This window comes from Curtobacterium sp. MCPF17_003, assembly GCF_003224385.1.
Lineage (GTDB): Bacteria > Actinomycetota > Actinomycetes > Actinomycetales > Microbacteriaceae > Curtobacterium > Curtobacterium flaccumfaciens.
This window is the reverse complement of record NZ_QKLC01000014.1, coordinates 1-23,003: the sequence shown is the minus strand read 5'-3', so window position 1 is coordinate 23,003 and position 23,003 is coordinate 1. Positions and strand designations below refer to the sequence as shown.

The window sequence follows — 23,003 nt, the reverse complement described above, 5'->3', positions numbered from 1 at the left end:
TTCTCAACAAGGAGGCTCGTCGTGAAGGTCCGCAACTCCCTCAAGGCCCTGAAGCAGATCCCCGGCTCGCAGGTGGTCCGACGTCGGGGCCGCGTCTACGTCATCAACAAGAAGAACCCCCGCTGGAACACCCGGCAGGGCTGACGTCGGCGGCGGTCCGTAGGGTGGCGGGATGCGACTGCTGCTCATCCGCCACGGCCAGACCCCCGCGAACGTGCACGGCATCCTCGATGCCGTGGTGCCCGGACCGGGGCTGACCGAGCTCGGGCAGCAGCAGGCCGACGCCCTGCCCGCAGCGCTCGCCGACCGGGGGATCGAGCGACTGTTCGTGTCGTCGATGGTCCGCACGCAGATCACCGCGGCGCCCCTCGCGACCTCGCTCGGCCTCGAGCCCGTGGTGCTGCCGGGCCTGCGCGAGATCGAGGCGGGCGACACCCAGGGCAAGAACGACGAGGTGTCCGTGCAGACCTACATCTCCACGGTGCACGGCTGGTCCGGCGGCGACCGGACGACCCGGATGCCCGGTGCCGAGAGCGGCACCGAGTTCTTCGAGCGCTACGACGACGCCGTCCGGCAGATCGAGGCCACCGGGGTCGCGGTCGCCGCTGCCGTCAGCCACGGTGCTGCGATCCGCACGTGGGCGAGCGCAGCTGCGCAGAACACCCCGGACCACTTCGGCACGAAGCGGCACCTGGAGAACACCGGCATCGTCGAGCTCGAGGGCTCGTTCGCCGACGGCTGGCGCCTGGTCGACTGGGAAGGCGAGCCGGTCGGCGGCGACCAGCTCATCGACCGCACGGCGCTCGACCCCACCGGCGAGCGTTTCTGACGCGACCAGCGGGTCGCCGACGCGACCAGCCGCTCGCGAACGCGACCACGAACGGACGGGAGGCGCGGTGCCAGCCGGCACCGCGCCTCCCGTCCGTGGTCGGTCGCGTCGACTACGCGAGCTGCGACGCCGATGCGGACGTCAGCGGCACGATCACGCCGTGCGACTCACGCAGCACGTCGAGCGTGCCCTGGACCTCGTCCGCGCGCTCCTCGGTCGTCCAGCCGAGCGCCTCGGCGAGCACGTCGGCCAGCTCGTCGAGCAGGTCGATCGTGACCCCGCCGACGAACGCCAGGTTGGTGCGGCGCAGGACGACGTCGACCAGGTGGACGGCCTGCTCGTGGCGGGCGAAGTACGCGACCTCGGCGCGGGTGAGCGACGGGTCGGACTCGAGTGGCTCGACCGGGCCGTCGGTCAGGACGTCCACGACCTCGGCGGCACGGGTGCCGTAGCGCTCGAGCAGCCCCTCGACCAGGGACTCGTCCAGGCCGTCGCGGTGCGACTTGATCCACAGGGCGCGCTGGGCGTCGGTGGTCGGGAACTCCTTGCCACCGCCGATCGGCATGCCGGTGGTGTCGACCTTGCGGCGCATGCCGAGCTTGGTCGTCGCCTCGGTGGACAGGTGTGCAGCAAGGGCACGGAAGGTCGTCCACTTGCCACCGACGAGCGACAGCACGGTCGACTTCGGCAGCCCGGCGATCTGGGTGTCCACGATCCGGTAGTCACGGGACACGAAGCCGGGGGCGGTGTCCTCGTGGCGGGGGAGCGGACGGATGCCGGAGTAGCTGTAGACGATGTGGTCGCGGGTGACGTCGATCTGCGGGAACACGTGCTTCACGAGCCCGAAGAAGTAGTCGATCTCCTCGTCGGTCGTCGTGACCGGCTTCGCGGGGTCGGCGTCGATGTCGGTGGTGCCGATGAGCACGCGGCCCTTGAGCGGGTAGATGAGGACGATGCGGCCGTCGTCGTTCTCGAAGAACAGCTCGCGGCCCTTGGTGGCCTCGAGCAGCTCGTCGTTGTGCACGACGATGTGCGAGCCCTTCGTGCCGCCCATGAACTTCGTCTCGCCGCCGAACGCCTCGTTCGTCAGGTCGGTCCAGGGGCCGGAGGCGTTGATCACGACGTCGGCGGTGAAGACGAACTCGCCGCCGGTCTCGCGGTCGCGCAGCAGGACGCCGCCGTCGCGGGTGCCGGCTGCCTCGACGTAGTTGGTGGCGCGTGCGGTCGCGGCGGAGCCGGTCCCGGTGCCGGCGGTCAGGCCGTCCTTCAGGACGTCGAGGGCCAGGCGCTCGGGCTCGTGCACGCTCGCGTCGTAGTAGGTGCCCGTGTACTTCAGGTCCTTGTTGAGGGCCGGCATGTCCTCGAGCGCGGCCTTCTTGGTCCGGAAGACGTGCTTCGGGACGGAGCCGCCGTCGCGCGAGAAGGAGTCGTAGATCGTCATGCCGATCTTGATGAGCATCGCGCCGCGCTCCTTGGTGGAGCGCTGCTTGTGCGTCAGCATGCGCAGCGGGGCGTTCATGATGCCGGAGAACGTCGAGAAGATCGGCATGGTCGTCTGCAACGGCTTGACGTAGTGCGGGGCGATGCGGATCAGGCCGTTGCGCTCCTGCACGCTCTCGCGCACCAGTCGGAACTCGCCGTTCTCCAGGTAGCGGATGCCGCCGTGGATCATGTGGCTCGAGGCCGCGGAGGCGCCGGAGGCGTAGTCGCCACGCTCGACCAGGGCGACGTCGACGCCCTGGAGCGCCAGGTCGCGGAACGTCGCGATGCCGTTGATGCCGCCGCCGACGACGAGGACCTGCGCGTTCGGGCGCTCGGTGAGGGCGGTCACCGTGTTCCGGGGCTGTGTCTTCTTCGACATGGTTCGTCGCTTCCTTCGTCTGTTCGTGGGGTCAGGATCGATCGTGCGCTCGTTCGACAGGGCGGGCAACTCGCGTGCACGAACGTGCAGCACACGTGTCGTCCAGGCCCGAGACGGCGGTCGGGAGGCGCGGCAGGGGTTGCAGAGGCCCTGCACGTCCGTGCATGGTTGCGTTCGACAGATCGGAGCACCATGAGCGATGCGGCTCAGCCCATGCGCACGCAGCAGGCGCTGCGCGCCGCCCACCTGTACTACCTGCAGGACCTGACGATGGACGCGATCGCCGACGAGCTCGGCACCTCGCGCTCGTCGGTGTCGCGGCTGCTGAAGTACGCCAGGGACACCGGGCTCGTCGACATCCAGATCCGTTCTCCCCTGGACCAGGCCGCTGCGCTGAGCCGGAGCATCCGCTCCCGCTTCGGGGTGCACGCGCACGTCGTCCCGGTGCCGGACCACACGAGCGACGTCGACCGGCTCGAGCGGGTCGCCCTGTCCGCCGCCCGGATCCTGACGCAGTACGTCGAGTCGAACATGGTGATCGGGATCTCGTGGGGCTCGACGGTGAGCGCGGTCAGCCGCTACCTGGTGCCGAAGACCACCCACGGCTCGACGATCGTGCAGATCAACGGCGCCGCGAACACCCGCACCACCGGCATCGTCTACGCGTCCGAGATCCTGCGCCGGTTCGGCGAGGCCTACGGGGCGTTCGTGCAGCAGTTCCCGGTGCCGGCGTTCTTCGACGACCCCGCGACGAAGGAGGCCCTGTTCCGCGAGCGCTCGATCCGCCGTGTGCTCGACCTGCACGAGCGGATGGACCTCGTGGTGTTCGGCGTCGGTGCCCCGCAGGCCCCGGTGCCCTCGCACGTGTACTCCGGCGGGTACCTCGACCCCGAGGACCGCGACGAGCTCACGCAGGCGGGGGTCGTCGGCGACGTCTCGACGGTGTTCTACCGGGCCGACGGCTCGTGGAAGGACATCGGGGTGAACGCACGGGCCGGCGCTCCGGACCTCGACACGATCAAGCGTGCGCCGCGGCGGGTCTGCGTCGTCGCCGGGCGGTCGAAGGCGGCGTCGCTGCGGGGCGCGCTGGCCGCCGGGCTCATCACGGACCTGATCCTGGACGAGAGCGTGGGGCAGGCGATCCTGCAGCCCTGAGTCAGGACCTGACGCAGTTTGTCGGTGGTCCGTCGTAGGTTCTCGAGCATGGTGCTTTCTCTCGAACAGCCCGGTGAGCGGTACTTCCGACGGATGGTCGGCAGCGACGTCGACCAGGCGCTCGCGTTCTTCACGGGCGACTACGACTTCCGTGCACCACTGGTCCGTCGCACCCACGAGAACGCCTACTGGGACTTCGCCGGCGTCGGTGACGAACGGATGTCGCTGCGGTCGTCGCGGTTCATGGTCGACCTGCGGAGCGAGAGCCAGGTCGACGACGAGTTCCTGGTCGCCTGGATGCGGAGCGGTTCGAGCCGGATCACCTCGGGCGGCGAGACCCACGAGCTCGAGGCCGGGGTGCCGGTCGTGCTGCCCTTCGCCGAGCCCTACGCCCTGCACCACCGGGACATCGCCCTGAACCTGGTGCACCTGGACCGCGACTTCGTCCGGGCGGTCGCCGGCGACGACGACTTCGCCTTCGAGCCCATGCGCCGTCCGACGGCCGACGGCATCGCGCTGTGGCGTTCGGTGGTGCGGAAGTACTCCGCCACGTGGCTCGACGTCGACCGGTCGATGAGCCCGAGCGTGCAGCACGACATTGCCGAGGCGTTCGCCACCGCGGCGATCCGGGCGTTCCCGCAGCGCAGCAAGTGGCGTGCGACGGTGTCCGGCAGCGGCCCCGAGCACGACCGCCTGCGTCGGGCGCTCGAGTTCGTGCACGAGCACGCGCGCGAAGCGATCGGTACCCCGGACATCGCTGCGGCGGCGGGACTCAGCCCGCGCGGGCTGCAGCAGTCCCTCCGCCGGCACCTCGACCAGACGCCGGGGGAACTCCTGCGCGGCGTGCGACTCGACGGTGCGCGGACCGACCTGGTCGGCAGCGGCCTCGACGAGACGACGGTGGCCGAGGTCGCCCGGACGTGGGGCTTCGGGCACCTCGGGCGCTTCTCGGCGACCTACCGCAGCCGCTTCGGCGAACTGCCGAGCGAGTCGCTGCGCGGGCGCTGACCGACCGACACTGGGGGCCGTTCCGCCGAATACCGTGACACGGATCGCGCTGCGGTTGTCGGGATGTTCGGCTCGGTGCTGCTGTGGGCGAATCCGGTGCTCAATGGTGGGGACGAACGCACCGCCCACGAAGGAGTCAGCATGCGCATCGGCGTCCCCACCGAGATCAAGAACAACGAGTACCGCGTCGCCGCCACTCCGGCCGGCGTCGCCGAGCTCGGGTCGCACGGCCACCAGGTGCTGGTGCAGGCCGGTGCCGGGTCCGGTTCGGCGTTCACCGACGACGAGTACCGCACCGCCGGGGCCACGATCGTCGACACCGCGGCCGAGGTCTGGGAGCGCGCCGAGCTGATCCTCAAGGTGAAGGAGCCGGTCGCGTCGGAGTACCCGATGATCCGGCCGGGCCAGATGCTCTTCACCTACCTGCACCTCGCCGCCGACCGACCGCTGACCGACGCGCTCATCGACTCGGGCGCGACGGCGATCGCCTACGAGACCGTGCAGCTGCCGGACCGCTCGCTGCCCCTGCTGTCGCCGATGTCCGAGGTCGCCGGGCGACTGTCCGCCCAGGTCGGCGCGTTCCACCTGATGCGCACGAACGGTGGGCGCGGGCTGCTGCTCGGCGGCGTCCCCGGCACGCCGAAGGGCCGGGTGGTCGTCATCGGCGGCGGCGTCGCGGGAGAGCACGCCGCCACGATGGCGCTCGGCATGGGTGCCGACGTCACGGTGTTCGACATCAGCCTGCCGCGGCTCCGGGCCCTGGACGCCCGGTTCGACGGCCGCCTTACGACCCTGCGCTCGTCGGCGCACGCCATCGCCGAGGCACTGCGCGACGCCGACCTGGTGATCGGTTCGGTCCTGATCCCCGGGGCGTCCGCGCCGAAGCTCGTCACCGACGCGATGGTCGCCGACATGCGGCCCGGATCGGTCCTCGTCGACATCGCGATCGACCAGGGCGGCTGCTTCGAGGGCTCCCACCCGACCACCCACGACGACCCCACGTTCGCCGTGCACGACACCGTGTACTACTGCGTGGCGAACATGCCCGGCGCCGTCCCGCGCACGAGCACGATCTCGCTGACGAACGCCACGCTGCCCTACGCCGTCGCGATCGCCGACTGTGGCTGGGAGGCCGCGCTCGAGGCCGACCCCGCGCTCGCCGCCGGCCTGAACGTGCACGCCGGCCGGGTCACGAACGCCGCGGTGGCCGCCGCCCACGGGCTGGTGGCGTCCGCCGAGTCTCCGCGCTGAGGCCGCGGGCGTCTGCCGCACGAGTCTGCCGCACGAGTCTTCGCGCTGAGCGACACCTCACGGGCCAACGGCCGCGTGAGGTGTCGCTCAGCGCGAAACGACGCGCAGGAGGACCCGTGTCAGGCCGCCACGGGTGCCGCCGCCCGACCGGCACGCCCGCCGACCCAGCCGACGCGGGCACGCACCACCACCGTCACGACGACCACGGCCGCCGCAGCCACCATGGCCGCGACCGCCGTCGGCACGGAGACGAGCGGCCCCTCGAACCGGGCGACCGCGACCCACGCAAGACCCCATGCGACCGAGGCCATCGGCGCCAGGCGTCCACGACCCCACAGCGCGATGAGGACCCCGACGAGCCCGGCCACCGCGGCGACGACCACGCCCCACGGGTCCTGCCCGAGTCCGAAGCCCCGGAAGCCCGCCGCCGTCAGCACCGCAGCGGTGTTGGCGGCCGTCGCGACGCAGACCCACCCGAGGTACAGCCCGAACGTGCCGTCGGTCAGGATCGCCTCGACGACCCCGCGGGACGGGGTCCGGCGCAGGATCGTGAACGTCCAGATCAGCACGACGAGCAGTGCGACGATGATCGGCTCGCTCGCCCACAGGAACCCGAACTGCACCGACAGGATCCACGCGGCGTTGAGCAGCAGGGACAGCACCGCCGGCACCACCAGGCGCTCGTGCCGCTCGTCGTTCGCGGTGCGGAAGAGCTGCAGCACCGCGTAGCCGATGAGCCCGGCGTAGACGACACTCCAGATCGAGAAGGCCGGGCCGTCCGGGGCGATCGCGGTGGAGGACGCCGACAGTGCGCCACCGGCGGCGTCCTGGATGGGCGTCCCACCGGCAGCGCCCGACCCGACGTACGCGCCGATGACGGCGACGACCGCGCTCACGGCCACCGCGATGCGCTTCCAGATCCTCTTCATGACAGTCCCTTTCGTCAGCATGCTGATGACCTGCACGGTAGGCGGCCCGCGCCGACGGTCGTGCAGCGCGCGTTCAGGCAGGACGCTGGGCGCATGGCGGGCGTGCCACGGGCCTCCAGGCCGGAGACCGGCCACCCTGCGTACGGTGGTCGCGTGAGCGTCGAACTGAACACCGTCTACATCGACCGGATCGCCCCGATCGCGAGTCCGTCCCTCGACGACACCTTCCGGATGCTCGACGAGCAGGGCGCCAGCGCGTGCATCGTCCTGCACCAGCCCGACGCCCAGGAACTCGGCGACGTCGCGGTCGCCCTCGGCCTGCACGAACTCGCCGTCGAGGACTCCGCCGAGGGGCACCAGCGACCGAAGCTCGAGCGCTACGGCTCGACGCTGTTCGTGGTGCTCAAGCCGGCGCTGTACAACGACCAGCAGGAAGAGGTGGCGTTCGGCGAGGTGCACGCCTTCGTCGGTGAGACCTTCTTCCTCGCCGTCGTGAAGGCCGACCCCCGTGGCAAGCAGACCGTTCCCCGGGCGCTGCAGCGGTTGAGCGGCAAGCCCGGGCTGGTGACCGTCGGCCCGCAGGCGCAGCTCTGGGCGCTCATGGACTCCATCGTCGACGGCTACGTGCCGGTGATCGACGGCCTCGAAGAGGACATCAACCAGATCGAGGACCAGCTGTTCTCGGGCGAGGCCGGGGTGTCCCGGCGCGTGTACGAGCTGTTCGGCGAGGTCGTCGACTTCCAGCGCGCCGCCCGACCCCTCATCCACATCATCGAGAACCTGCACCGCGGTGCCGAGAAGTACCACCTGCCGATCGAGATGCAGCGGCGGTTCCGCGACGTCCTCGACCACGCGATCCGGGTGGTGGAGCGCCTCGACACGTTCCGGCAGCTGCTGCAGAACGCCCTGACCGTCGACTCCACCCTGGCGGCGCAGAAGCAGAACGACGACACGAAGAAGATCTCCGGGTGGGCGGCGATCCTGTTCGCGCCGACGCTCATCGCCGCGATCTACGGGATGAACTTCACGCACATGCCCGAACTCGGCTGGACGTGGGGGTACCCGCTGTCGATCGTCGCGATGGTCCTGTTCGCCGCGATCCTGTACGTGGTGTTCAAGGTCAAACGCTGGTTCTGAGCCGCGCCGCAACCGGAGCCGCGCCGCCGCCGGATTTGCAGCGGACGGCTCCGGACCGGAAAGCTCTGACGTGCAACGACGCCGACTGGAGCCCGCATGCCGCACGAACTCGTCCACCTGACCGCCGGTGGCGTCTCGCTCGTCCTGGACTGCCGCGACGACGCGCTCCCCGCCGTCGTGCACTGGGGAGCGGCACTCGGACCGCTCGACACCGACGCGCTGACGGCCCTCGCCGACGCCGACGTCGTGCCCGTCGCACCGAACGAGATGGACGACCCGGTGCGCCTGTCAGTGCTGCCCGAGCCGCACCGGGGCTGGAGTGGTCGTCCGGGACTCGCCGGGCACCGTGACGGGGCCGACTGGTCGCCGGCGTTCACGGTGACGTCGCTCGCGGTCACCGACTCCGCGGTCACCGCCGATGCCGAGGACACCGTCGCCGGGCTCGCCGTCCGGGTGACCATCGAGATGCTCGGCTCCGGGCTCGTGCGGGCCCGCGCGAGCGTGACGAACACCGCCGACGGCGTCTACACCGTCGACGACCTGACGCTCGCGATGCCGATCCCGTCGGGGGCGCGCGAGATCCTGGACTTCGCCGGGCGCTGGGGCAAGGAGCGGACCCCGCAGCGCCGCGAACTCGTCGTGGGGACCCACCAGCGCGAGGGGCGGAAGGGCCGCACCGGCACCGACGCCGCGACCGTGCTGACGGTGGGGGAGCCGGGCTTCGGCTTCGCGCACGGCCAGGTCTGGGGCGTCCACACCGCCTGGAGCGGGAACCACCGGCACCACGCCGAACGGCTCGCCACCGGCCGCCAGGTCATCGGCGGCGGTGAACTCCTGCTGCCCGGCGAGGTCCGGCTCGCCACCGGTGCCACGTACGAGGGGCCTTGGGTGTACTTCGCCCACGGTGACGGCCTCGACGACCAGGCCCGACGGTTCCACCGCTGGCTCCGCAGCCGCCCGCAGCACCCGACGACGCCCCGCCCGATGACGATCAACGTGTGGGAGGCCGTGTACTTCGACCACGACCTGGCCCGCCTCGTCGACCTCGCCGAGCGTGCCGCAGCCCTCGGCGTCGAACGGTACGTGCTCGACGACGGCTGGTTCCGTGGCCGCCGCGACGACCACGCCGGCCTCGGTGACTGGTACGTCGACGAGGACGTCTGGCCGGACGGACTCGGCCCCCTGGTCGATCGCGTCCGTGCGCTCGGCATGGAGTTCGGCCTGTGGTTCGAACCCGAGATGGTGAACGAGGACAGCGACCTCGCCCGCGCCCACCCGGAGTGGATCCTGCAGGCCGACGGCCGGCTGCCCGCCCGGTCCCGCGACCAGCAGGTGCTCAACCTGGCGATCCCCGAGGCCTTCGACCACGTGCTCGAGCGGATGACTTCGATCATCGGCGAGTACGCGGTCGACGCCGTGAAGTGGGACCACAACCGCGACCTCGTCGAGGCGGGGTTCCCGGGCGGCGGCGCAGCGGTCCACGAGCAGACCCTCGCCGCGTACCGGTTGATGGCGACGCTCGGCGAGCGGTTCCCGTCGCTGGAGATCGAGTCGTGCTCGTCGGGTGGTGGTCGGGTCGACCTCGGCGTCATCGAGCACACCGCGCGGGTGTGGGTGTCCGACGACATCGACCCGCTCGAGCGCCAGCAGATGCACCGGTGGACGCAGCAGCTCCTGCCGCCGGAGCTGCTCGGCTCGCACATCGCGAGCGGCCGGAACCACACGACCGGCCGCGTCCACGACCTCGCCTTCCGTGCCGGCACCGCCCTGGTCGGCCACCTCGGCATCGAGTGGGACCTGGCCGGCGCGACCGCCGACGAGTCCGCCGCGCTCACCGAGTGGATCGCGCTCTACCGCGACCTCCGCCCGCTCCTGCACGGCGGTGACCTGGTGCGGTCGGACGAGGTCGACGACGCGCGGCTCGTGTACGGCACGGTCGCGCCGGACCGGCAGCAGGCCGTCTTCTTCCTCGCCAGCATCGGCCGCTCCGAGGTCTCCGGCACCGGCCGGGTCACCTTCCGCGACCTCGACCCCGACACGGCGTACCGCGTCGACCCCGTGGTCATCGGCGACGGCCACGACCTGGTGCGACCGGACTGGTGGTCCGGCCCGCGGGTGTTCAGCGGACGGGTGCTCGGCACCGTCGGCCTGCAGCCGCCGCTCATGCCGGCCGACTGCGTGGTGCCGTTCCGGGTGACGGCCGTCTGACGACGGGTGGTCGGGGTGCCCGGCCTGGAGGCCCGCCCCGCGTCCGGCGGCCCCGTCGCCGTCCGTCATCGGGTGCGTGCAGCCCGTTAGGCTTCCGGTCATGCCGCACTCCGGACACGCGACCCCGGTCTGGGCCCTCAAGCTCGCCGTCGTCACCGCCCTGGTGGGCGTCTCCGGCGGCATCGCCGGCATCGCGGTCTGGCTCGCGCTCCAGCTCATCCAGTTCGTCGCCTTCGGCTACGGGTTCGGCGGGCACCTCGAGGCGGCCGACGCATCGTCCGGGCTGAACCGGTTCCTCGCGCTCACGGCGGCCGGCGTCCTGACCGGGTTCGCCTGGTGGGCGCTCCGTCGGTGGGGGCGCTCGATCGTCTCGGTCACCGCGGCCGTCGACGGCAAGCGGATGCCGGCCCTGGCGACGCTCGCGAACGCCGGTGTCCAGATCCTGGCCGTGGGGCTCGGCGCCTCCATCGGCAAAGAGGTCGCGCCGCGTGAGGTCGGGGCCTGGCTGGCCCAACTCGTCACCCGTCGTGCTGGGCTGACCGCACGCGAGACGAAGATCCTCGTCGCCTGCGGGGCCGCGGCCGGCCTCGCCGCCGTCTACGACGTGCCCCTCGGCGGTGCGCTGTTCGCGGTCGAGGTCCTGCTCGGCGAGATCAGCTTCGCGACCGCCCTGCCCGCCTTCGCCACGAGTGCCGTCGCCGCCATCACCGCCCGGCTCGTGATCCCGGACGAGGTGCTGTACCACGTGCCCGCGATGCACCTGTCGCCGTCGCTGCTCGTCTGGGCGGTCGTCGTGGGGCCGGTGCTGGGGCTCGCCGGGGTCGGGTTCGTCAAGCTGACCAACCGGCTGCAGGGCATCGCCCCGAAGGGCTGGCACCTGCTCGTCGTGCTGCCCGTGGTCTTCGCGATGGTCGGGCTCATCGCGATCCCGTTCCCGGAGATCCTCGGCAACGGCCGGGCCCTCGGCCTCGTCGCGATGAACAGCACGCTCGACGACGCCTCGTTCGCCAGCCTGTCGCCGATCGTGCTCCTGCTGCTGCTCGGCGTCCTGCGGACCGTGACCACCTCGGCCACCATCGGCGCGGGTGCGGTCGGCGGCACCCTGACGCCCTCGATCGCGATCGGGTCGGCGATCGGCGGTGGCCTGGGCGGAGCATGGCTGCTGCTGTGGCCGGCCGACGGTCCGAGCCTGGCGGCCTTCGCGTTCGTCGGTGCGGCGGCCTTCCTCGCCACCACCATGCGGGCACCGTTCACCGCCCTGGTGCTCGTCGTCGAGTTCACCCAGCAGGGCACCGACATCCTCGTGCCCTCGCTGCTCGCGGTGTCCGGCGCGGTCGCCGTCGGGTACGTGCTCGCCCGCCGTCGCAGCGCACAGATGGTGTGAAGACCCCGAACATCCCGGTACGGACGGCTGCCCGGCGGCCTACTGTCGGCGCCAGGACGGAGCGACGGGCTCCGCACCGAGACGAGGAGCAGCCGATGGCGGGGTTCGACGACATCACGAAGAAGGCCCAGGAGTTCCTGAAGGACGGAAAGGTCCGGGACGCCCTGCAGAGCGAGAAGGCCGAGGGCGTCAGCGACAAGGTGCTCGGCGGCGTGGCCGACGCGGTCAAGAAGGCCACGGGCGGCAAGTACGACGACAAGATCGACGGTGCCCGCGACGCTGCGGACAAGAAGCTCGGCAACGAGTAGCGACCGACGTGCAACGGCCCAGGACCCGGCGTGGTCCTGGGCCGTCGCGGTGCCGACTGGACGTGGTCGGGAACAACGGACACCATGGACGGGTTGCTCCGGACAGCAGCACCAGGAGGACGAGACGTGACAGTCGTGGCGCCGAACCAGCCGCTCACCGAGACCGAGGTCGAGGCGATCAAGCGGGACTTCCCGATCCTCGCGCAGGACGTGAACGGGCAGCCGTTGGCGTACCTGGACTCCGGGGCGACGGCTGAACGCCCGCGCCAGGTCCTCGACGCCGAGCGCCGGTTCCTCGAACACGACAACGCCGCCGTCCACCGCGGGGCCCACACGCTCGCGGCGCTCAGCACCGACGCCTACGAGGACGCCCGCGCCACCGTCGCCGGCTTCATCGGAGCCGCTGCTCCGACCGAGGTCGTGTGGACCGCGAACGCCACCGACGCGCTCAACCTCGTCGCCTACGGCATGGCCAACGCCAGCCGTGGCCGCGGCGGTGCCCAAGCCGAGCGCTTCCGCCTGGGCGTCGGTGACGAGATCCTCGTGACCGAGGCCGAACACCACGCCAACCTCGTGCCGTGGCAGGAGCTCGCCGCGCTCACCGGTGCCACCCTGCGCTGGATCCCGGTCGCCGACGACGGCACCTGGACCGCCGACGACGCCGCGGCGCTGATCACGGACCGCACGAAGGTCGTCGCGTTCTCGCACGTCTCGAACGTCACCGGGATGATCGCCCCCGTCGAGCAGGTCGTCGGCCTCGCCCACGCCCGCGGCGCCCTCGTCGTGCTCGACGCCTGCCAGTCCGCACCGCACCGTCCCCTCGACGTGCAGCAGCTCGGGGTCGACTTCGCCGCGTTCTCCGGGCACAAGATGCTCGGCCCGAACGGCATCGGCGTGCTCTGGGGCCGTGCCGAGCTGCTCGACGCCCTGCCGCCGTTCCGGACCGGTGGCTCGATGATCACCACCGTGACGATGGAGGGCTCCGAGTTCATGCCGGCGCCCGAGCGGTTCGAGGCCGGCACGCAGCCGGTGTCGCAGACCGTCGCCCTCGCCGAGGCCGTCCGGTACCTGCAGGGCATCGGCATGGAACGCGTCCGCGCCCACGAGGAACACCTGGCCCGCCGGATGCTCGACGGTCTCGCCGCAGTGCCCGGCATCCGGGTGGTCGGCCCGCCCGCCGGCGTCCCACGCTCCGGTCTGGTGTCGTTCGACGTCGACGGGGTGCACGCCCACGACGTCTCGCAGTACCTCGACGCGCAGGGCATCGCGGTGCGTTCCGGCCACCACTGCGCCCAGCCCCTGCACCGCCGCCTCGGTCTCGTCGCCACGAGCCGTGCGAGCACGTACGTCTACACGACCGAGCACGACGTCGACCGGTTCCTCGCAGCCGTCGCCGAGGTCCGCGACTACTTCGGAGCCACCGCGTGAACGCCCTCGACAGCCTGTACCAGCAGGTCATCCTCGACCACGCGAAGGCGCGTCACGGCGACGGCGCGATGCCCGACGCGGATGCCTCGCACTTCGAGCGGAACCCCACGTGCGGCGACGAGATCACGGTCAGCCTGCGGCTCGAACCCGGCACCGACCGCATCGCCGGGCTCGCCTGGCAGGGCGACGGCTGCTCGATCTCGATGGCCTCGGCGTCCGTCCTCACCGACATGGCGGTCGGCCGCACCGTACCCGAGTTCCTCGCGCTGACCGAGGAGTTCCGCACCATGATGCGCTCGCGCGGCGTCGGCGAGCCCGACGAGGACGTCCTCGAGGACCTCGTCGCCTTCCACGGCGTCTCCAAGTTCGTCATGCGCGTCAAGTGCGGCATGCTCGCCTGGGTCGCGGCGGAAGCCGCCGCGCGCGAGGCGACCGCGTCCCGCTGACCCGTGTGCGGCTCGCGATCGCGAGCACCGGACAGTCGGGAGGCCCGTTGCGGGCCCGCCCCGCGCCTCCCGTCCGCAGCGCGGTCAGCGGCAGACGTCCTGCGTTGCCGCCTTCGTGTCGTTGATGACGATCGTCGTCACGATGTCCTCAGCGCCGGAAGCGCCACCCGTGGTGTCGAAGTGCAGCCAGTGGCCATCCGTGGTCGGTGCCACGTACTCGCGGTAGCCGCCGATCGGTGGCTCCCACGTGTCGATCGTCTTCTCGAGCCCGGGGTACGCAGCGCGCACGTCGTCTGCGGTGGAACCGAGCGCGATGCCCGTGGACGTCAGCACGGGCGACGAGAACGCTCCGGGGTCGGTTGCCTGTCCCGCAACGCTGATGTAGCGCACGCCGCGTCCGGAGTCGTCGGACGTGACCAGGATCCGGTACCCGGACCCGCTGGGGGTGGACAGGTCGGCGGACTGCCACTCCCAGAACGTCGGGCAGCCGCTCGACGGCTGCCGCGAGAAGCCGGCAGCCGGCAGCACCGTGCTGGCGTCCGTGGCACCGAGCTGGACGGGACCGAAGGACGCGTCGCCGAAGACCCAGCTCGAGGGGCCGCTCGGGCTGGATGAAGTCGGGGTCGGGGTCGGGGTCGGGGTCGATCTCGGAGTCGCCGTCGGCGTGGTGGCGGCCGTCGCACTCGTCTGCGTGGCGCTCGGAGCGCTCGGCCCGGACGCTGTCGCGCAGCCAGCCGCCCCGATGAGGAGCGTGGCGATGCCGACGGTGAGGATGGTGGTGCGGAGCGTGGTCATGATTCTCCCTTCACCTTGCAGTGTCGTCGTCCCGGCGATCCTGACGGACGTCGGCGCGGACTGATGGCGGTCACGAGCACGAGCACGAGGATGGACCACATGATCGTCGAGACAGCGCATCCCGGCTCGGCGGGATCCGACGTGATCGTGCGGGACTACCTGACGGAGGTCGCGTCGCGGTGGTACGGGCGGGCGGCGACGTCGGCCGAGGTCGACCGGGCACTCGACGAGGAGCCGTACGACGACCTGCATGGGGACTCGGGGGTGTTCCTCGTCGCCGCCGACGGGGGAGCCGTGGTCGGTTGCGCCGGCGTGCGCTTCGTGGGCGCCGTCGGCGAGCTGACGAAGGTGTTCACGCTGCCGGAGCACCGAGGCCGAGGCGTCGGTTCGGGGCTCCTGCGCCACGTCGAGGACGTCTGCCGCGGACGCGGTATCACGTCGTTGCGGCTGGACACGCGGGCCGACCTCGCCGAGGCCTGTGCGCTCTACGAACGGCTCGGCTTCGTCCGGGTCCCGCCGTTCAGCGACGACCCGTACTCCGACCGCTGGTACGCGAAGTCGCTCGCTACGGAGTAGCGATCAGGCGATGACGCCGATCTCGCGGAGCGCGTCGCCGACGGCGATGCGCTCGTCGCGTTCCTGCGCCCGTGCCCAGCGGGACTTCGCGAGCGCGACGGCCTGGTCGTCGAGACCGAGGAGTTCGTAGCGCCGGCCGGGATCAACCCGCTCGACATCGTCGTGCACGGCCTCCGGCAGGTCGCCGACGAGCGGTTCGAGGGGCGTCACGACGAGGTCGGTGCGGTGCGGCGGGTGGTGCTGTCCGAGCCGTCACTCCGGGAGCGCGACGCCCGGAAGCGTGCCGACCTGACGGACGCGGCGCGCGAAGCCTTCGTCGTTCGCGGGCTCGATCCGTCCGAGGCGGCGGTGATCGCCGAGACGTGCGTGATGCTGTTCCACCTGGCCCTCGAGGCCTGGGTCACCGGACCGGCCGAGCGCCGGATGGCCGACGTCGTCGACGAGCAGCTCAGTGCACTTCGTGGGGTGCTCGATCGGCCGCGCGCAGCGTCATGAAGACGTCGACGCCGTCATCGGTGTCGAGCACGAAGCCGTGTCGTTCGTAGAGTCGACGGGCGGGGCTGCCCACCAGCACGTTGAGCCGCGTCGGGCCGTCGTGGGGCTCGTCGAGGACGGCGCGCAGCACGGTCGACCCGACGCCACGTCCCTGGACGTCGGGCGTGAGGTAGAAGTGCTCGACCCAGCGGACGTCGTCCTCGAACCGCACGGTGATCGATCCGACGTCGCGGCCGTCGATCACGACGATGCGGGTCAGTCGCGGCCGGAACGCGTCGCGGAGGCGCTGTCGGACGCGCAGCTCGTCGAACACCCCGAGCCGCGTCAGGTCGTCGCGCAGCACCACGGCCCGGAGCTCGACGAGCCACTCGAGGTCCTCGGGGGTGCTGTCCCGCAGAGCGACGTCCATCCGCCCAGCCTACGAACGCCGGCGCACCGTCATCGACCTCGTACGCTTGCCCGATGGACCGCGACGGCGTCATCGACCTTGTCGCGTCCCGCCGTGCCTCGGCTCGTGCACCGATCGTCGTCGGTGTCTCCGGGTACTGCGGATCCGGCAAGTCCACGCTGACACGCAAGCTTGTCGAGGGGCTCCCGGGCGCGGTCCGTATCCGCGGCGACGACTTCCTCGACCCCGTTCGGTCCCATCAGCGCTCCGTCGACTGGGACGGCGTCGATCGTCCCCGTCTGGTGTCGTCGGTGCTCCAACCGCACAGGGCTGCTCGGGCGAGCACGTTCCAGCGGTTCGACTGGTCGGTTCGAGCCCTCGGACCGGCTGAGCCGCTGCCGCGGACGGACGTCCTGATCGTCGACCTGATCGGACTCTTCCACCCCGACGCGCTCCCGCACCTCGACGTCACCATCTGGTGTGATGTCGACCTCGACTCGGCGGCACGTCGTGGCATGGCTCGTGATCGCGGGCTCGGGCGCAGGCATGATGCGCTCTGGCGAGACGTGTGGGTCCCCAACGAGCGTGACTTCGAGGAGCGGTACGCGCCGAAGGACGCTGCGTCGGCGCGTTACGTCTCCTGACTACGGAGCGATGCGACCATGCTCCGCAGGATCTGGCGGGCCTCGGTCTGCTGGTCGGTGGTCAGATCGGCGAGCATCCGCTGTTCGACACCGCGGATCGCCGCACTCGCCTGCGCCAGGCTCCGACGCCCGCTGTCGGTGAGCTGCGTGGGGAGCGCCTTGCCGACCGACGGCTCGGTGGCGCGGGTGACGAAACCGTCCCGCTCCAGGGTCTGCAGCAACACGTTCATCGACTGCCGGGTGACGAAGGTGCCCCGCGCGAGTTCGGAGTTCGACAGGCCGGGGCGCTGTGCGAGCAGTTCGAGGCAGGAGTAGTGCGTCACCGTCATGCCGAGCGGGCGCAGCACGGCCTCCATCGACGCACGGAGGGCGCTGGCGGTCTCCTTGAGCAGGTAGCCGATCGACGTCTCGAGGTCGATGCCGGTGTCGTCTTGACGCATGTCAGTAGTCTGACATAGGTTTGCGGTGTGTCAGAAAACTGACACAAAGATCAAGGAGTGCACCAATGCCCGTCACCGGCCCCGACTTCATCTCACTGCAGACCCGCGACCTCGATGCCTCACAGGCGTTCTACGAGCGGTACCTCGGCCTCGTCCGCTCGCAGGCCGGCCCGCCGCACGCCGTCGTGTTCGAGACCACGCCGATCGCCTTCGCCCTGCGCGACCTGGTACCCGGCACGGACCTCGACGCGGTGGCGCAGCCCGGCCTCGGCGTCGCGATCTGGCTGCACGCGACGGACGTGCAGGCGATCCACGACGCGCTGGTCGCCGACGGGCACCGCATCGTCTCGGCGCCGATCGACGGTCCCTTCGGTCGGACGTTCACGTTCGCCGACCCCGACGGTTACCACGTCACGCTCCACGACCGCGCCTGAGCCCTGGAACGAGCCACGCGCCCGGCGCGGGCGGCGCGCCGGGCGCGGGGCGGGCCTCCAGGCCGATGCCGGAGCCGACCGTCACGCTTCGTCACGATCCGTGACGGTCCGGGGTGTCCGACGTAGCGTCTCGACCCGTGACCACCAGCAGCGAGCACCGGCAGATCCGCTTCAACGCGTTCGACATGAACTGCGTCGCGCACCAGTCCTCCGGGCTGTGGCGGCACCCGCGTGACCGGTCGCGGGACTACCGCGATCTGACCTACTGGACGGACCTGGCGAAGACGCTCGAGCGGGGTGCGTTCGACGGCATCTTCATCGCCGACGTCCTGGGCACGTACGACGTGTACGGCGGCTCGAACGAGGCTGCGCTCCGCACCGGGTCGCAGGTGCCCGTGAACGACCCGATCCTGCTCGTGTCGGCGATGGCGTCGGTGACGGAGCACCTGGGCTTCGGCATCACGGCGGGCACCGCGTACGAGCACCCGTACCCGTTCGCCCGACGCATGTCGACGCTCGACCACCTGACCAAGGGCCGGGTCGGCTGGAACGTCGTCACCGGGTACCTGCCGAGTGCCGCGCGGAACATGGGCCAGACCGACCAGCTGTCACACGACGACCGGTACGACGTGGCGGACGAGTACCTCGAGGTCCTCTACAAGCTGTGGGAGGGCTCGTGGGAGGACGACGCCGTCGTCGCCGACCGCGAAGCGGGGGTCTTCACGGACCCGGCGAAGGTGCACCCGATCGAGCACCACGGCACGCACTTCGACGTGCCGGGCATCCACCTGTCCGAGCCGTCCGTGCAGCGCACGCCCGTCATCTACCAGGCGGGCGCGTCGCCGCGCGGCATCCGCTTCGCCGCGGAGAACGCGGAAGCGGTCTTCGTGGGCGCACCGACCGTCGAGCAGCTCGCGTCGACCGTCGCGAAGGTCCGGGACGCCCTGGAGGCAGCTGGTCGCGACCGGTACGCCGCCCGCGTCTACACGCTGCTCACCGTGATCACGGACGCCACCGACGAGCTGGCCCAGGCGAAGTACGAGGACTACCTGTCGTACGCGTCGGAGCTCGGTGCGCTGGTGCTCAACTCCGGCTGGATGGGGGTCGACCTGTCGCAGTGGGACCCGGACCAGCCCCTCGGTGACGTCGAGTCGAACGCGATCCAGTCGGCGGCGGCGAACATCGCGGCGGCGACGGGGGAGGACGGGTCGAAGTGGACGATCCGTGACCTGGCGCGGCAGACGGCGATCGGTGGACTCGGCCCGGTGGCGGTCGGCGGGGGAGCGACCATCGCCGACCGGCTGCAGGAGATCCAGGAGCTGACCGACGTCGACGGCTTCAACCTGGCGTACGCGGTGACCCCGGGCACGTGGGAGGACGTCATCGAGTTCGTGATCCCGGAGCTCCGTGCCCGTGGGGCCTACCCGGAGGAGTACGGGTCGGGGTCGCTCCGCCAGAAGCTGCACGGCCGCGGGGACCGGCTGCCCGACGAGCACCGTGGGGCGTCGTTCAGGATCGGGAGCCGGGCGGTCGTAGGCTGATCGGGTGATCGAGTCGTCCGTGGTCGTGCGTCCTGCGACCCCGGACGAGACCGACACCTGCATCGACCTGTGGGCCGCGGCCGTGGCCGCCCGTGACGGCGCCGCCGAGGACCCGGCGGTGCGGGAGCGTGCGCGGCAGAAGTTCGCCGCGGAGCACGTCGCCTGGTTGGTGGCTCCCGGCCCGGACGGTGCGGTCGACGGCTTCGTGCTCGTGACGGCGCCCGGCACCGGGCGGTCGACGGACCCGGCGGACGCCGCCTACCTGTCGTTGCTCGCGGTGCGCCCAGGGGTGCAGGCCCGCGGGGTCGGACGGTCGCTGCTGTCCGAGGCGGTGCACGATGCCCGTGCTGCCGGGCACCCACGCGTCGTGCTGCACGTGCTCGGCGACAACGACCGGGCGGTGCGGCTGTACGAGGCGGGCGGCTTCGTGGCGACGGGCGACGAGTTCGCGCACGCGCTGAGCGGGGTCACCACCCGCGTGTACGTCGCGGGCTGACGCTGGCTACGCGTCCTGCCTGCGCACCGGCGTCCACGTGGGGTGGGTCGCCGAGCGCCCGTCGCCCGACGACGTGCGGGTGATCCGACGCTGCACCCACGGCAGGACGTACTCGCGGTAGTAGCGGAGTTCCTCGCCCAGGCGGGCCCGGGCGGCACCGGCGTCCGCGGGCTCGACCGGCGCGGGGCCGTCGAGGACCGCGTGCAGCGCCAGGTCCGCGACGCGCTGGTGCCCGGTGGCGTTCATGTGCAGCCGGTCGTCCGACCAGAACTCTGCACGGCCGAGGTGCGGGTCGCGCGAGACGTCGACGAACGGCAGGCCGCGGCGTCGGGCGAGCGTGCCGAGCGCTTCGGCCCAGGCGTCACCGCGGCGGTTGATGAGGGAGCCGAGGGGCAGGCGGGCGCTCGGGTCGGCCGGGCTGAGGAGCGCCAGGCGTGCCCCGGTGGCCTCGACGCGGTCGGCGGCTGCCTCGACCTGCCCGATGAGCGCGTCCACGTCGAAGCGCGGGCGCAGCAGGTCGTTCCCGCCGGCGCAGAAGGTGATCAGGGTCGGCGCCGGGTCGAGCGCGAGTGCGGCCCCGAGCTGGCCGTCGAGGACCCCGGCGAGCAGTCGGCCGCGCACCGCGAGGTTCGCGTACGAGACGTCGGCGTCCGAGGCTCCCGCCATCGCGCTCGCGAGTCGTCCGGTCCAGCCGGGGAACGGAGCGGGTCCGGCGTCGCCGATGCCCTCCGAGAAGCTGTCGCCGATCGCGACGTAGCGGATGGTGTCGTGCATGCGCCCATCATCGTGCACACGCCTGTGCAGGTTCCCGGCACTCCGTGCTCACGAAGGGCTCGTCACCCCCAGCGAACCCTCACAGCACCGCCTTCGGCACCCGGTGCAGGGTGACCGCGCCGACGGCGGCGAAGGGGTGCAGCGGGTCCGGGGCGGTGGAGCCGGTCGGCCCGCCGAGCTTCGAGTCACCGACTGCGCTGAGCACCGCGTAGGCGTCCTCGGCGGTCCAGCCGTGCTCGTCGACGAGGAACGCGAAGGCGTCCTCGTACCCGCGCCGGACGCTCTCCTGCACGGGGTCGCCGAGGCCGACGAACAGCCAGTCGTCGGCGGTCTCGATGCGGGGTGCGCGGAGCACCGGGCCGCCCTTCACCAGGTCGACGGAGACGATCGCGGTGCCCTGGGCCTCGATGGCGACGAACGACGACTCGCCCTCGGCCATGAGTGCGTGGATGTCGCCGATCGACAGCAGCGCACCGGGGACCCGGACGGGCAGGGACACGCTCGAGCCGGGGCGGGCCTCGGTGACGTCCATGTTGCCGCCCTCCGGGTAGGCCGGCATGATCGTCGAGTTCTCACCCTCGGCAGGGGCCGTCCCGATGCACCCGATCATCGGCCGGACGGGGAACCGGTGCCGCTCGGACACCTGCACCGTGCCGTCCGAGATCGGGCAGCGGCGGGCGAAGACCCGGTCGCCCATCACGTGCTGCAGGGCCCCGGAGCCGGGCAGGGACACCGACCAGCCGTGCGTGGTCAGCTCGATGGCGTGAATGGTCACCACGAGGGTGTCGCCGGGTTCTGCCCCCTCGACGAACACCGGGCCGGTCACCGGGTTGATCGGCGCCTGCAGCTGCGCCATGTCGTGGTGCTGGTCGAGTTCGGCGTAGACGGCGTCGGTGGTCTCGAAGCCGATGGTCTCGCCGGTGCCGGGGCGGACCCGCAGCACGGGCTCCCGGTCGGCCGAGAACCCGGGGCGGCCGAGGGTGTTCGGCAGGAAGTGGTCCGGGGTCATCGTGCGTCCTCCGTCGTCGGTTCTGCTTCGGAGCCGACCTCGGTGGAACGGCCGGTGCGTCGGTAGTACAGGAACACGGCCGCGCCGACGATCAGCCAGATGACCCCGCCGACCTTCGCCTCGACCGCGGCGTTCAGCAGGACGTACCCGATGATCAGGAACCCGACCAGCGGCACGACCAGGTGCAGCAGCCAGTTGCGCGACTTCCCCTTGACGACGTGGTGCACGAAGACGGACACGTGCAGGAGCATGAAGCCGAACAGCGCGCCGAAGTTCACGAGCGACGAGATCGTGTCGATCTGCCCGACGAAGAACAGCACCAGGATCGCGGAGAGCACCGAGACGACGATGATCGCGTTCTGCGGCACCTGGCGCCCGTTGAGCTTGTGCAGGAACGCGGGCAGCTGACGGTCGCGGCTCATCGAGAAGAGCAGACGGCTCGTCGCGGCCTGTGCGGCCATGGCGTTCGCGATGCCGACGGCGAGCACGTTGACGGCGAAGAACGCGGTCGCCCAGCCGCTCGACGAGGCCTGCTCGACGATGGTGAAGAAGGCGTTGCCGGCCTCGCTGTCCGAGAACGAGTCCCGCCCCGCGGCCAGGGCGGATGCGAGCCAGGTCTGCAGGATGAACAGGAACGCCACGATGACGAGCGCCAGGATCATCGCCGTGCCGGCTCCGCCACGACGGCCGGTGGACTCCTCGGACAGCGTCGAGATGCCGTCGAAGCCCAGGAAGCTCAGCACCGCGATCGACAGGGCCGAGGCGATGAGCGGCGCCGACACCTTGGCCGGGTCCCAGATCTGCTCGGTGCCGAAGGACGCGTCGGGGATCGTGCCGCCGGTCAGTGCGACGATCGCGATGACGACGAAGATCGCGACGAAGACGAGCTCGATGAGCAGGAAGATGCGGTTCGCGAGCTTGAGCGAGGACACCCCCGCCAGGTTGATGACGGTGTTGATCGCGACGAACACGAGCGCCCACAGCCAGCGGGGCGTGCCCGGGAAGATGCCGACCATGCTCTCCGCGGCGAACACGTAGAGCAGCGTCGGGACGAGCAGGTAGTCGAGCAGGATCGCCCAGCCGGCGAAGAACCCGGCGGTGGGGTGGATGCCGCGGCCGACGTACGAGAACACGCTGCCGGCGAGGGGGATCGACTTCGCCATCTGCGCGTAGGCCAGGGCGGTGAAGATCATCGCGACGAGGCCGACGAGGTACACCAGCGGCACCATGCCGCTGGAGGCGTTGTAGACGGTCCCGAAGATCGCCCACGGGGCGATCGGGACCATGAAGACCAGGCCGTAGATGAGCAGGTCGGTGGTGGAGACGGAGCGCTTGAGCTCCTGCTTGTAGCCGTAGGCCTCGAGCTGCTGCTGTGCGGAGAGCTCGCTGTGCTGCTGCGACATGTCGGGTTCCGTTTCGGGTGGAGGGACGGGTGCAGGGGGCGGTGCCTGTCTCTTATACACATCT

At 71.3% G+C, this 23,003-nt stretch carries 26 protein-coding genes; 17 read left to right on the top strand and 9 right to left on the bottom strand.

What is annotated here, in order from left to right:
* Positions 1–21 precede the first annotated feature (21 nt).
* Entirely contained in the window at positions 22–144 is a 123-nt protein-coding gene (gene ykgO, locus DEJ30_RS13735) for a type B 50S ribosomal protein L36 (protein WP_071247691.1), read from the top strand.
* A gap of 28 nt (positions 145–172) precedes the next feature.
* Entirely contained in the window at positions 173–829 is a 657-nt protein-coding gene (locus DEJ30_RS13730; RefSeq protein ID WP_110862280.1) for a histidine phosphatase family protein, read from the top strand.
* Between the two features lie 112 nt (positions 830–941).
* On the opposite strand, the gene DEJ30_RS13725 is transcribed toward DEJ30_RS13730, so the two are convergent.
* The gene (locus tag DEJ30_RS13725) at positions 942–2,690 is read right to left on the bottom strand and encodes a glycerol-3-phosphate dehydrogenase/oxidase (RefSeq protein WP_110862279.1); all 1,749 of its coding nucleotides are present in this window, start codon (positions 2,688–2,690) and stop codon (positions 942–944) included.
* A 192-nt stretch (positions 2,691–2,882) separates the two neighbouring features.
* On the opposite strand from DEJ30_RS13725, the gene DEJ30_RS13720 reads away from it, so the two are divergent.
* From DEJ30_RS13720 to ald, 3 genes are all read left to right on the top strand, one after another.
* Complete coding sequence (locus DEJ30_RS13720) at positions 2,883–3,845, top strand: sugar-binding transcriptional regulator (protein WP_027466231.1); 963 nt, start codon at positions 2,883–2,885, stop codon at positions 3,843–3,845.
* Between the two features lie 48 nt (positions 3,846–3,893).
* Complete coding sequence (locus tag DEJ30_RS13715; protein WP_110862277.1) at positions 3,894–4,853, top strand: AraC family transcriptional regulator; 960 nt, start codon at positions 3,894–3,896, stop codon at positions 4,851–4,853.
* 141 nt (positions 4,854–4,994) lie between these two features.
* Positions 4,995–6,104: an alanine dehydrogenase gene (gene ald, locus DEJ30_RS13710; RefSeq protein WP_110862344.1), complete on the top strand. Its 1,110-nt coding sequence runs from the start codon at positions 4,995–4,997 to the stop codon at positions 6,102–6,104.
* Between the two features lie 119 nt (positions 6,105–6,223).
* Here the strand turns inward: ald and DEJ30_RS13705 are convergent, their stop codons facing one another.
* Positions 6,224–7,033 (bottom strand): tryptophan-rich sensory protein, encoded by an 810-nt coding sequence (locus DEJ30_RS13705; RefSeq protein ID WP_110862276.1) that lies wholly within the window; start codon positions 7,031–7,033, stop codon positions 6,224–6,226.
* Positions 7,034–7,186: 153 nt separating this feature from the next.
* On the opposite strand from DEJ30_RS13705, the gene DEJ30_RS13700 reads away from it, so the two are divergent.
* The 6 genes from DEJ30_RS13700 to sufU all read left to right on the top strand — a co-directional run bounded on the left by DEJ30_RS13700 (position 7,187) and on the right by sufU (position 13,944).
* Positions 7,187–8,170 carry a magnesium and cobalt transport protein CorA gene (locus DEJ30_RS13700; protein WP_110862275.1) on the top strand — a complete coding sequence of 328 codons (984 nt, stop codon included), beginning with the start codon at positions 7,187–7,189 and terminating at the stop codon, positions 8,168–8,170.
* A gap of 96 nt (positions 8,171–8,266) precedes the next feature.
* Positions 8,267–10,378: an alpha-galactosidase gene (locus tag DEJ30_RS13695; RefSeq protein WP_110862274.1), complete on the top strand. Its 2,112-nt coding sequence runs from the start codon at positions 8,267–8,269 to the stop codon at positions 10,376–10,378.
* A gap of 100 nt (positions 10,379–10,478) precedes the next feature.
* The gene (locus tag DEJ30_RS13690) at positions 10,479–11,762 is read left to right on the top strand and encodes a chloride channel protein (protein ID WP_110862273.1); all 1,284 of its coding nucleotides are present in this window, start codon (positions 10,479–10,481) and stop codon (positions 11,760–11,762) included.
* A 95-nt stretch (positions 11,763–11,857) separates the two neighbouring features.
* On the top strand, positions 11,858–12,070 hold the full coding sequence (locus DEJ30_RS13685) for an antitoxin (RefSeq protein ID WP_110862272.1): 213 nt from the start codon (positions 11,858–11,860) through the stop codon (positions 12,068–12,070).
* Between the two features lie 135 nt (positions 12,071–12,205).
* On the top strand, positions 12,206–13,498 hold the full coding sequence (locus tag DEJ30_RS13680; RefSeq protein WP_110862271.1) for an aminotransferase class V-fold PLP-dependent enzyme: 1,293 nt from the start codon (positions 12,206–12,208) through the stop codon (positions 13,496–13,498).
* On the top strand, positions 13,495–13,944 hold the full coding sequence (sufU, locus tag DEJ30_RS13675; protein ID WP_071405057.1) for a Fe-S cluster assembly sulfur transfer protein SufU: 450 nt from the start codon (positions 13,495–13,497) through the stop codon (positions 13,942–13,944). The genes DEJ30_RS13680 and sufU overlap by 4 nt, the downstream gene beginning before the upstream one ends.
* Before the next feature lie 84 nt (positions 13,945–14,028).
* Here sufU and DEJ30_RS17905 read toward each other — a convergent pair whose 3' ends face one another.
* Positions 14,029–14,739: a hypothetical protein gene (locus DEJ30_RS17905; RefSeq protein ID WP_146238594.1), complete on the bottom strand. Its 711-nt coding sequence runs from the start codon at positions 14,737–14,739 to the stop codon at positions 14,029–14,031.
* A 99-nt stretch (positions 14,740–14,838) separates the two neighbouring features.
* Between DEJ30_RS17905 and DEJ30_RS13660 the strand changes: the two genes are divergently transcribed.
* Positions 14,839–15,315 carry a GNAT family N-acetyltransferase gene (locus tag DEJ30_RS13660; protein ID WP_110862343.1) on the top strand — a complete coding sequence of 159 codons (477 nt, stop codon included), beginning with the start codon at positions 14,839–14,841 and terminating at the stop codon, positions 15,313–15,315.
* Positions 15,316–15,318: 3 nt separating this feature from the next.
* Here DEJ30_RS13660 and DEJ30_RS17900 read toward each other — a convergent pair whose 3' ends face one another.
* Positions 15,319–15,525, bottom strand: a complete 207-nt coding sequence (locus DEJ30_RS17900; RefSeq protein WP_146238593.1) for a hypothetical protein — start codon at positions 15,523–15,525, stop codon at positions 15,319–15,321.
* 24 nt (positions 15,526–15,549) lie between these two features.
* On the opposite strand from DEJ30_RS17900, the gene DEJ30_RS13655 reads away from it, so the two are divergent.
* Complete coding sequence (locus DEJ30_RS13655; RefSeq protein ID WP_146238592.1) at positions 15,550–15,810, top strand: hypothetical protein; 261 nt, start codon at positions 15,550–15,552, stop codon at positions 15,808–15,810.
* Here the strand turns inward: DEJ30_RS13655 and DEJ30_RS13650 are convergent.
* Positions 15,764–16,219 (bottom strand): GNAT family N-acetyltransferase, encoded by a 456-nt coding sequence (locus tag DEJ30_RS13650; protein WP_110862267.1) that lies wholly within the window; start codon positions 16,217–16,219, stop codon positions 15,764–15,766. The two genes, DEJ30_RS13655 and DEJ30_RS13650, sit on opposite strands and share 47 nt — an antisense overlap.
* A 53-nt stretch (positions 16,220–16,272) precedes the next feature.
* Between DEJ30_RS13650 and DEJ30_RS13645 the strand changes: the two genes are divergently transcribed.
* A complete protein-coding gene (locus DEJ30_RS13645) occupies positions 16,273–16,842 on the top strand; it encodes a uridine kinase (protein ID WP_110862266.1) in 570 nt (189 codons plus the stop codon).
* On the opposite strand, the gene DEJ30_RS13640 is transcribed toward DEJ30_RS13645, so the two are convergent.
* Positions 16,830–17,282: a MarR family winged helix-turn-helix transcriptional regulator gene (locus DEJ30_RS13640; RefSeq protein ID WP_110862265.1), complete on the bottom strand. Its 453-nt coding sequence runs from the start codon at positions 17,280–17,282 to the stop codon at positions 16,830–16,832. The two genes, DEJ30_RS13645 and DEJ30_RS13640, sit on opposite strands and share 13 nt — an antisense overlap.
* A 65-nt stretch (positions 17,283–17,347) precedes the next feature.
* Here DEJ30_RS13640 and DEJ30_RS13635 point away from each other — a divergent pair, with 65 nt between their 5' ends.
* The 3 genes from DEJ30_RS13635 (at position 17,348) to DEJ30_RS13625 (ending at position 19,753) form a co-directional block, all read left to right on the top strand.
* Positions 17,348–17,716 carry a VOC family protein gene (locus DEJ30_RS13635; protein ID WP_110862264.1) on the top strand — a complete coding sequence of 123 codons (369 nt, stop codon included), beginning with the start codon at positions 17,348–17,350 and terminating at the stop codon, positions 17,714–17,716.
* Between the two features lie 137 nt (positions 17,717–17,853).
* Entirely contained in the window at positions 17,854–19,257 is a 1,404-nt protein-coding gene (locus DEJ30_RS13630) for an LLM class flavin-dependent oxidoreductase (protein WP_220032959.1), read from the top strand.
* A gap of 4 nt (positions 19,258–19,261) precedes the next feature.
* Positions 19,262–19,753, top strand: coding sequence for a GNAT family N-acetyltransferase (locus DEJ30_RS13625; protein ID WP_110862263.1), 492 nt, complete (start codon positions 19,262–19,264; stop codon positions 19,751–19,753).
* A gap of 6 nt (positions 19,754–19,759) precedes the next feature.
* On the opposite strand, the gene DEJ30_RS13620 is transcribed toward DEJ30_RS13625, so the two are convergent.
* The 3 genes from DEJ30_RS13620 to DEJ30_RS13610 form a co-directional block, all read right to left on the bottom strand.
* The gene (locus tag DEJ30_RS13620) at positions 19,760–20,527 is read right to left on the bottom strand and encodes an SGNH/GDSL hydrolase family protein (RefSeq protein ID WP_258369953.1); all 768 of its coding nucleotides are present in this window, start codon (positions 20,525–20,527) and stop codon (positions 19,760–19,762) included.
* 79 nt (positions 20,528–20,606) lie between these two features.
* On the bottom strand, positions 20,607–21,536 hold the full coding sequence (locus DEJ30_RS13615) for an acetamidase/formamidase family protein (RefSeq protein ID WP_110862262.1): 930 nt from the start codon (positions 21,534–21,536) through the stop codon (positions 20,607–20,609).
* Positions 21,533–22,939, bottom strand: a complete 1,407-nt coding sequence (locus DEJ30_RS13610; RefSeq protein ID WP_110862261.1) for an APC family permease — start codon at positions 22,937–22,939, stop codon at positions 21,533–21,535. Before DEJ30_RS13610 ends, DEJ30_RS13615 begins: the two co-directional genes overlap by 4 nt.
* Positions 22,940–23,003 lie beyond the last annotated feature (64 nt).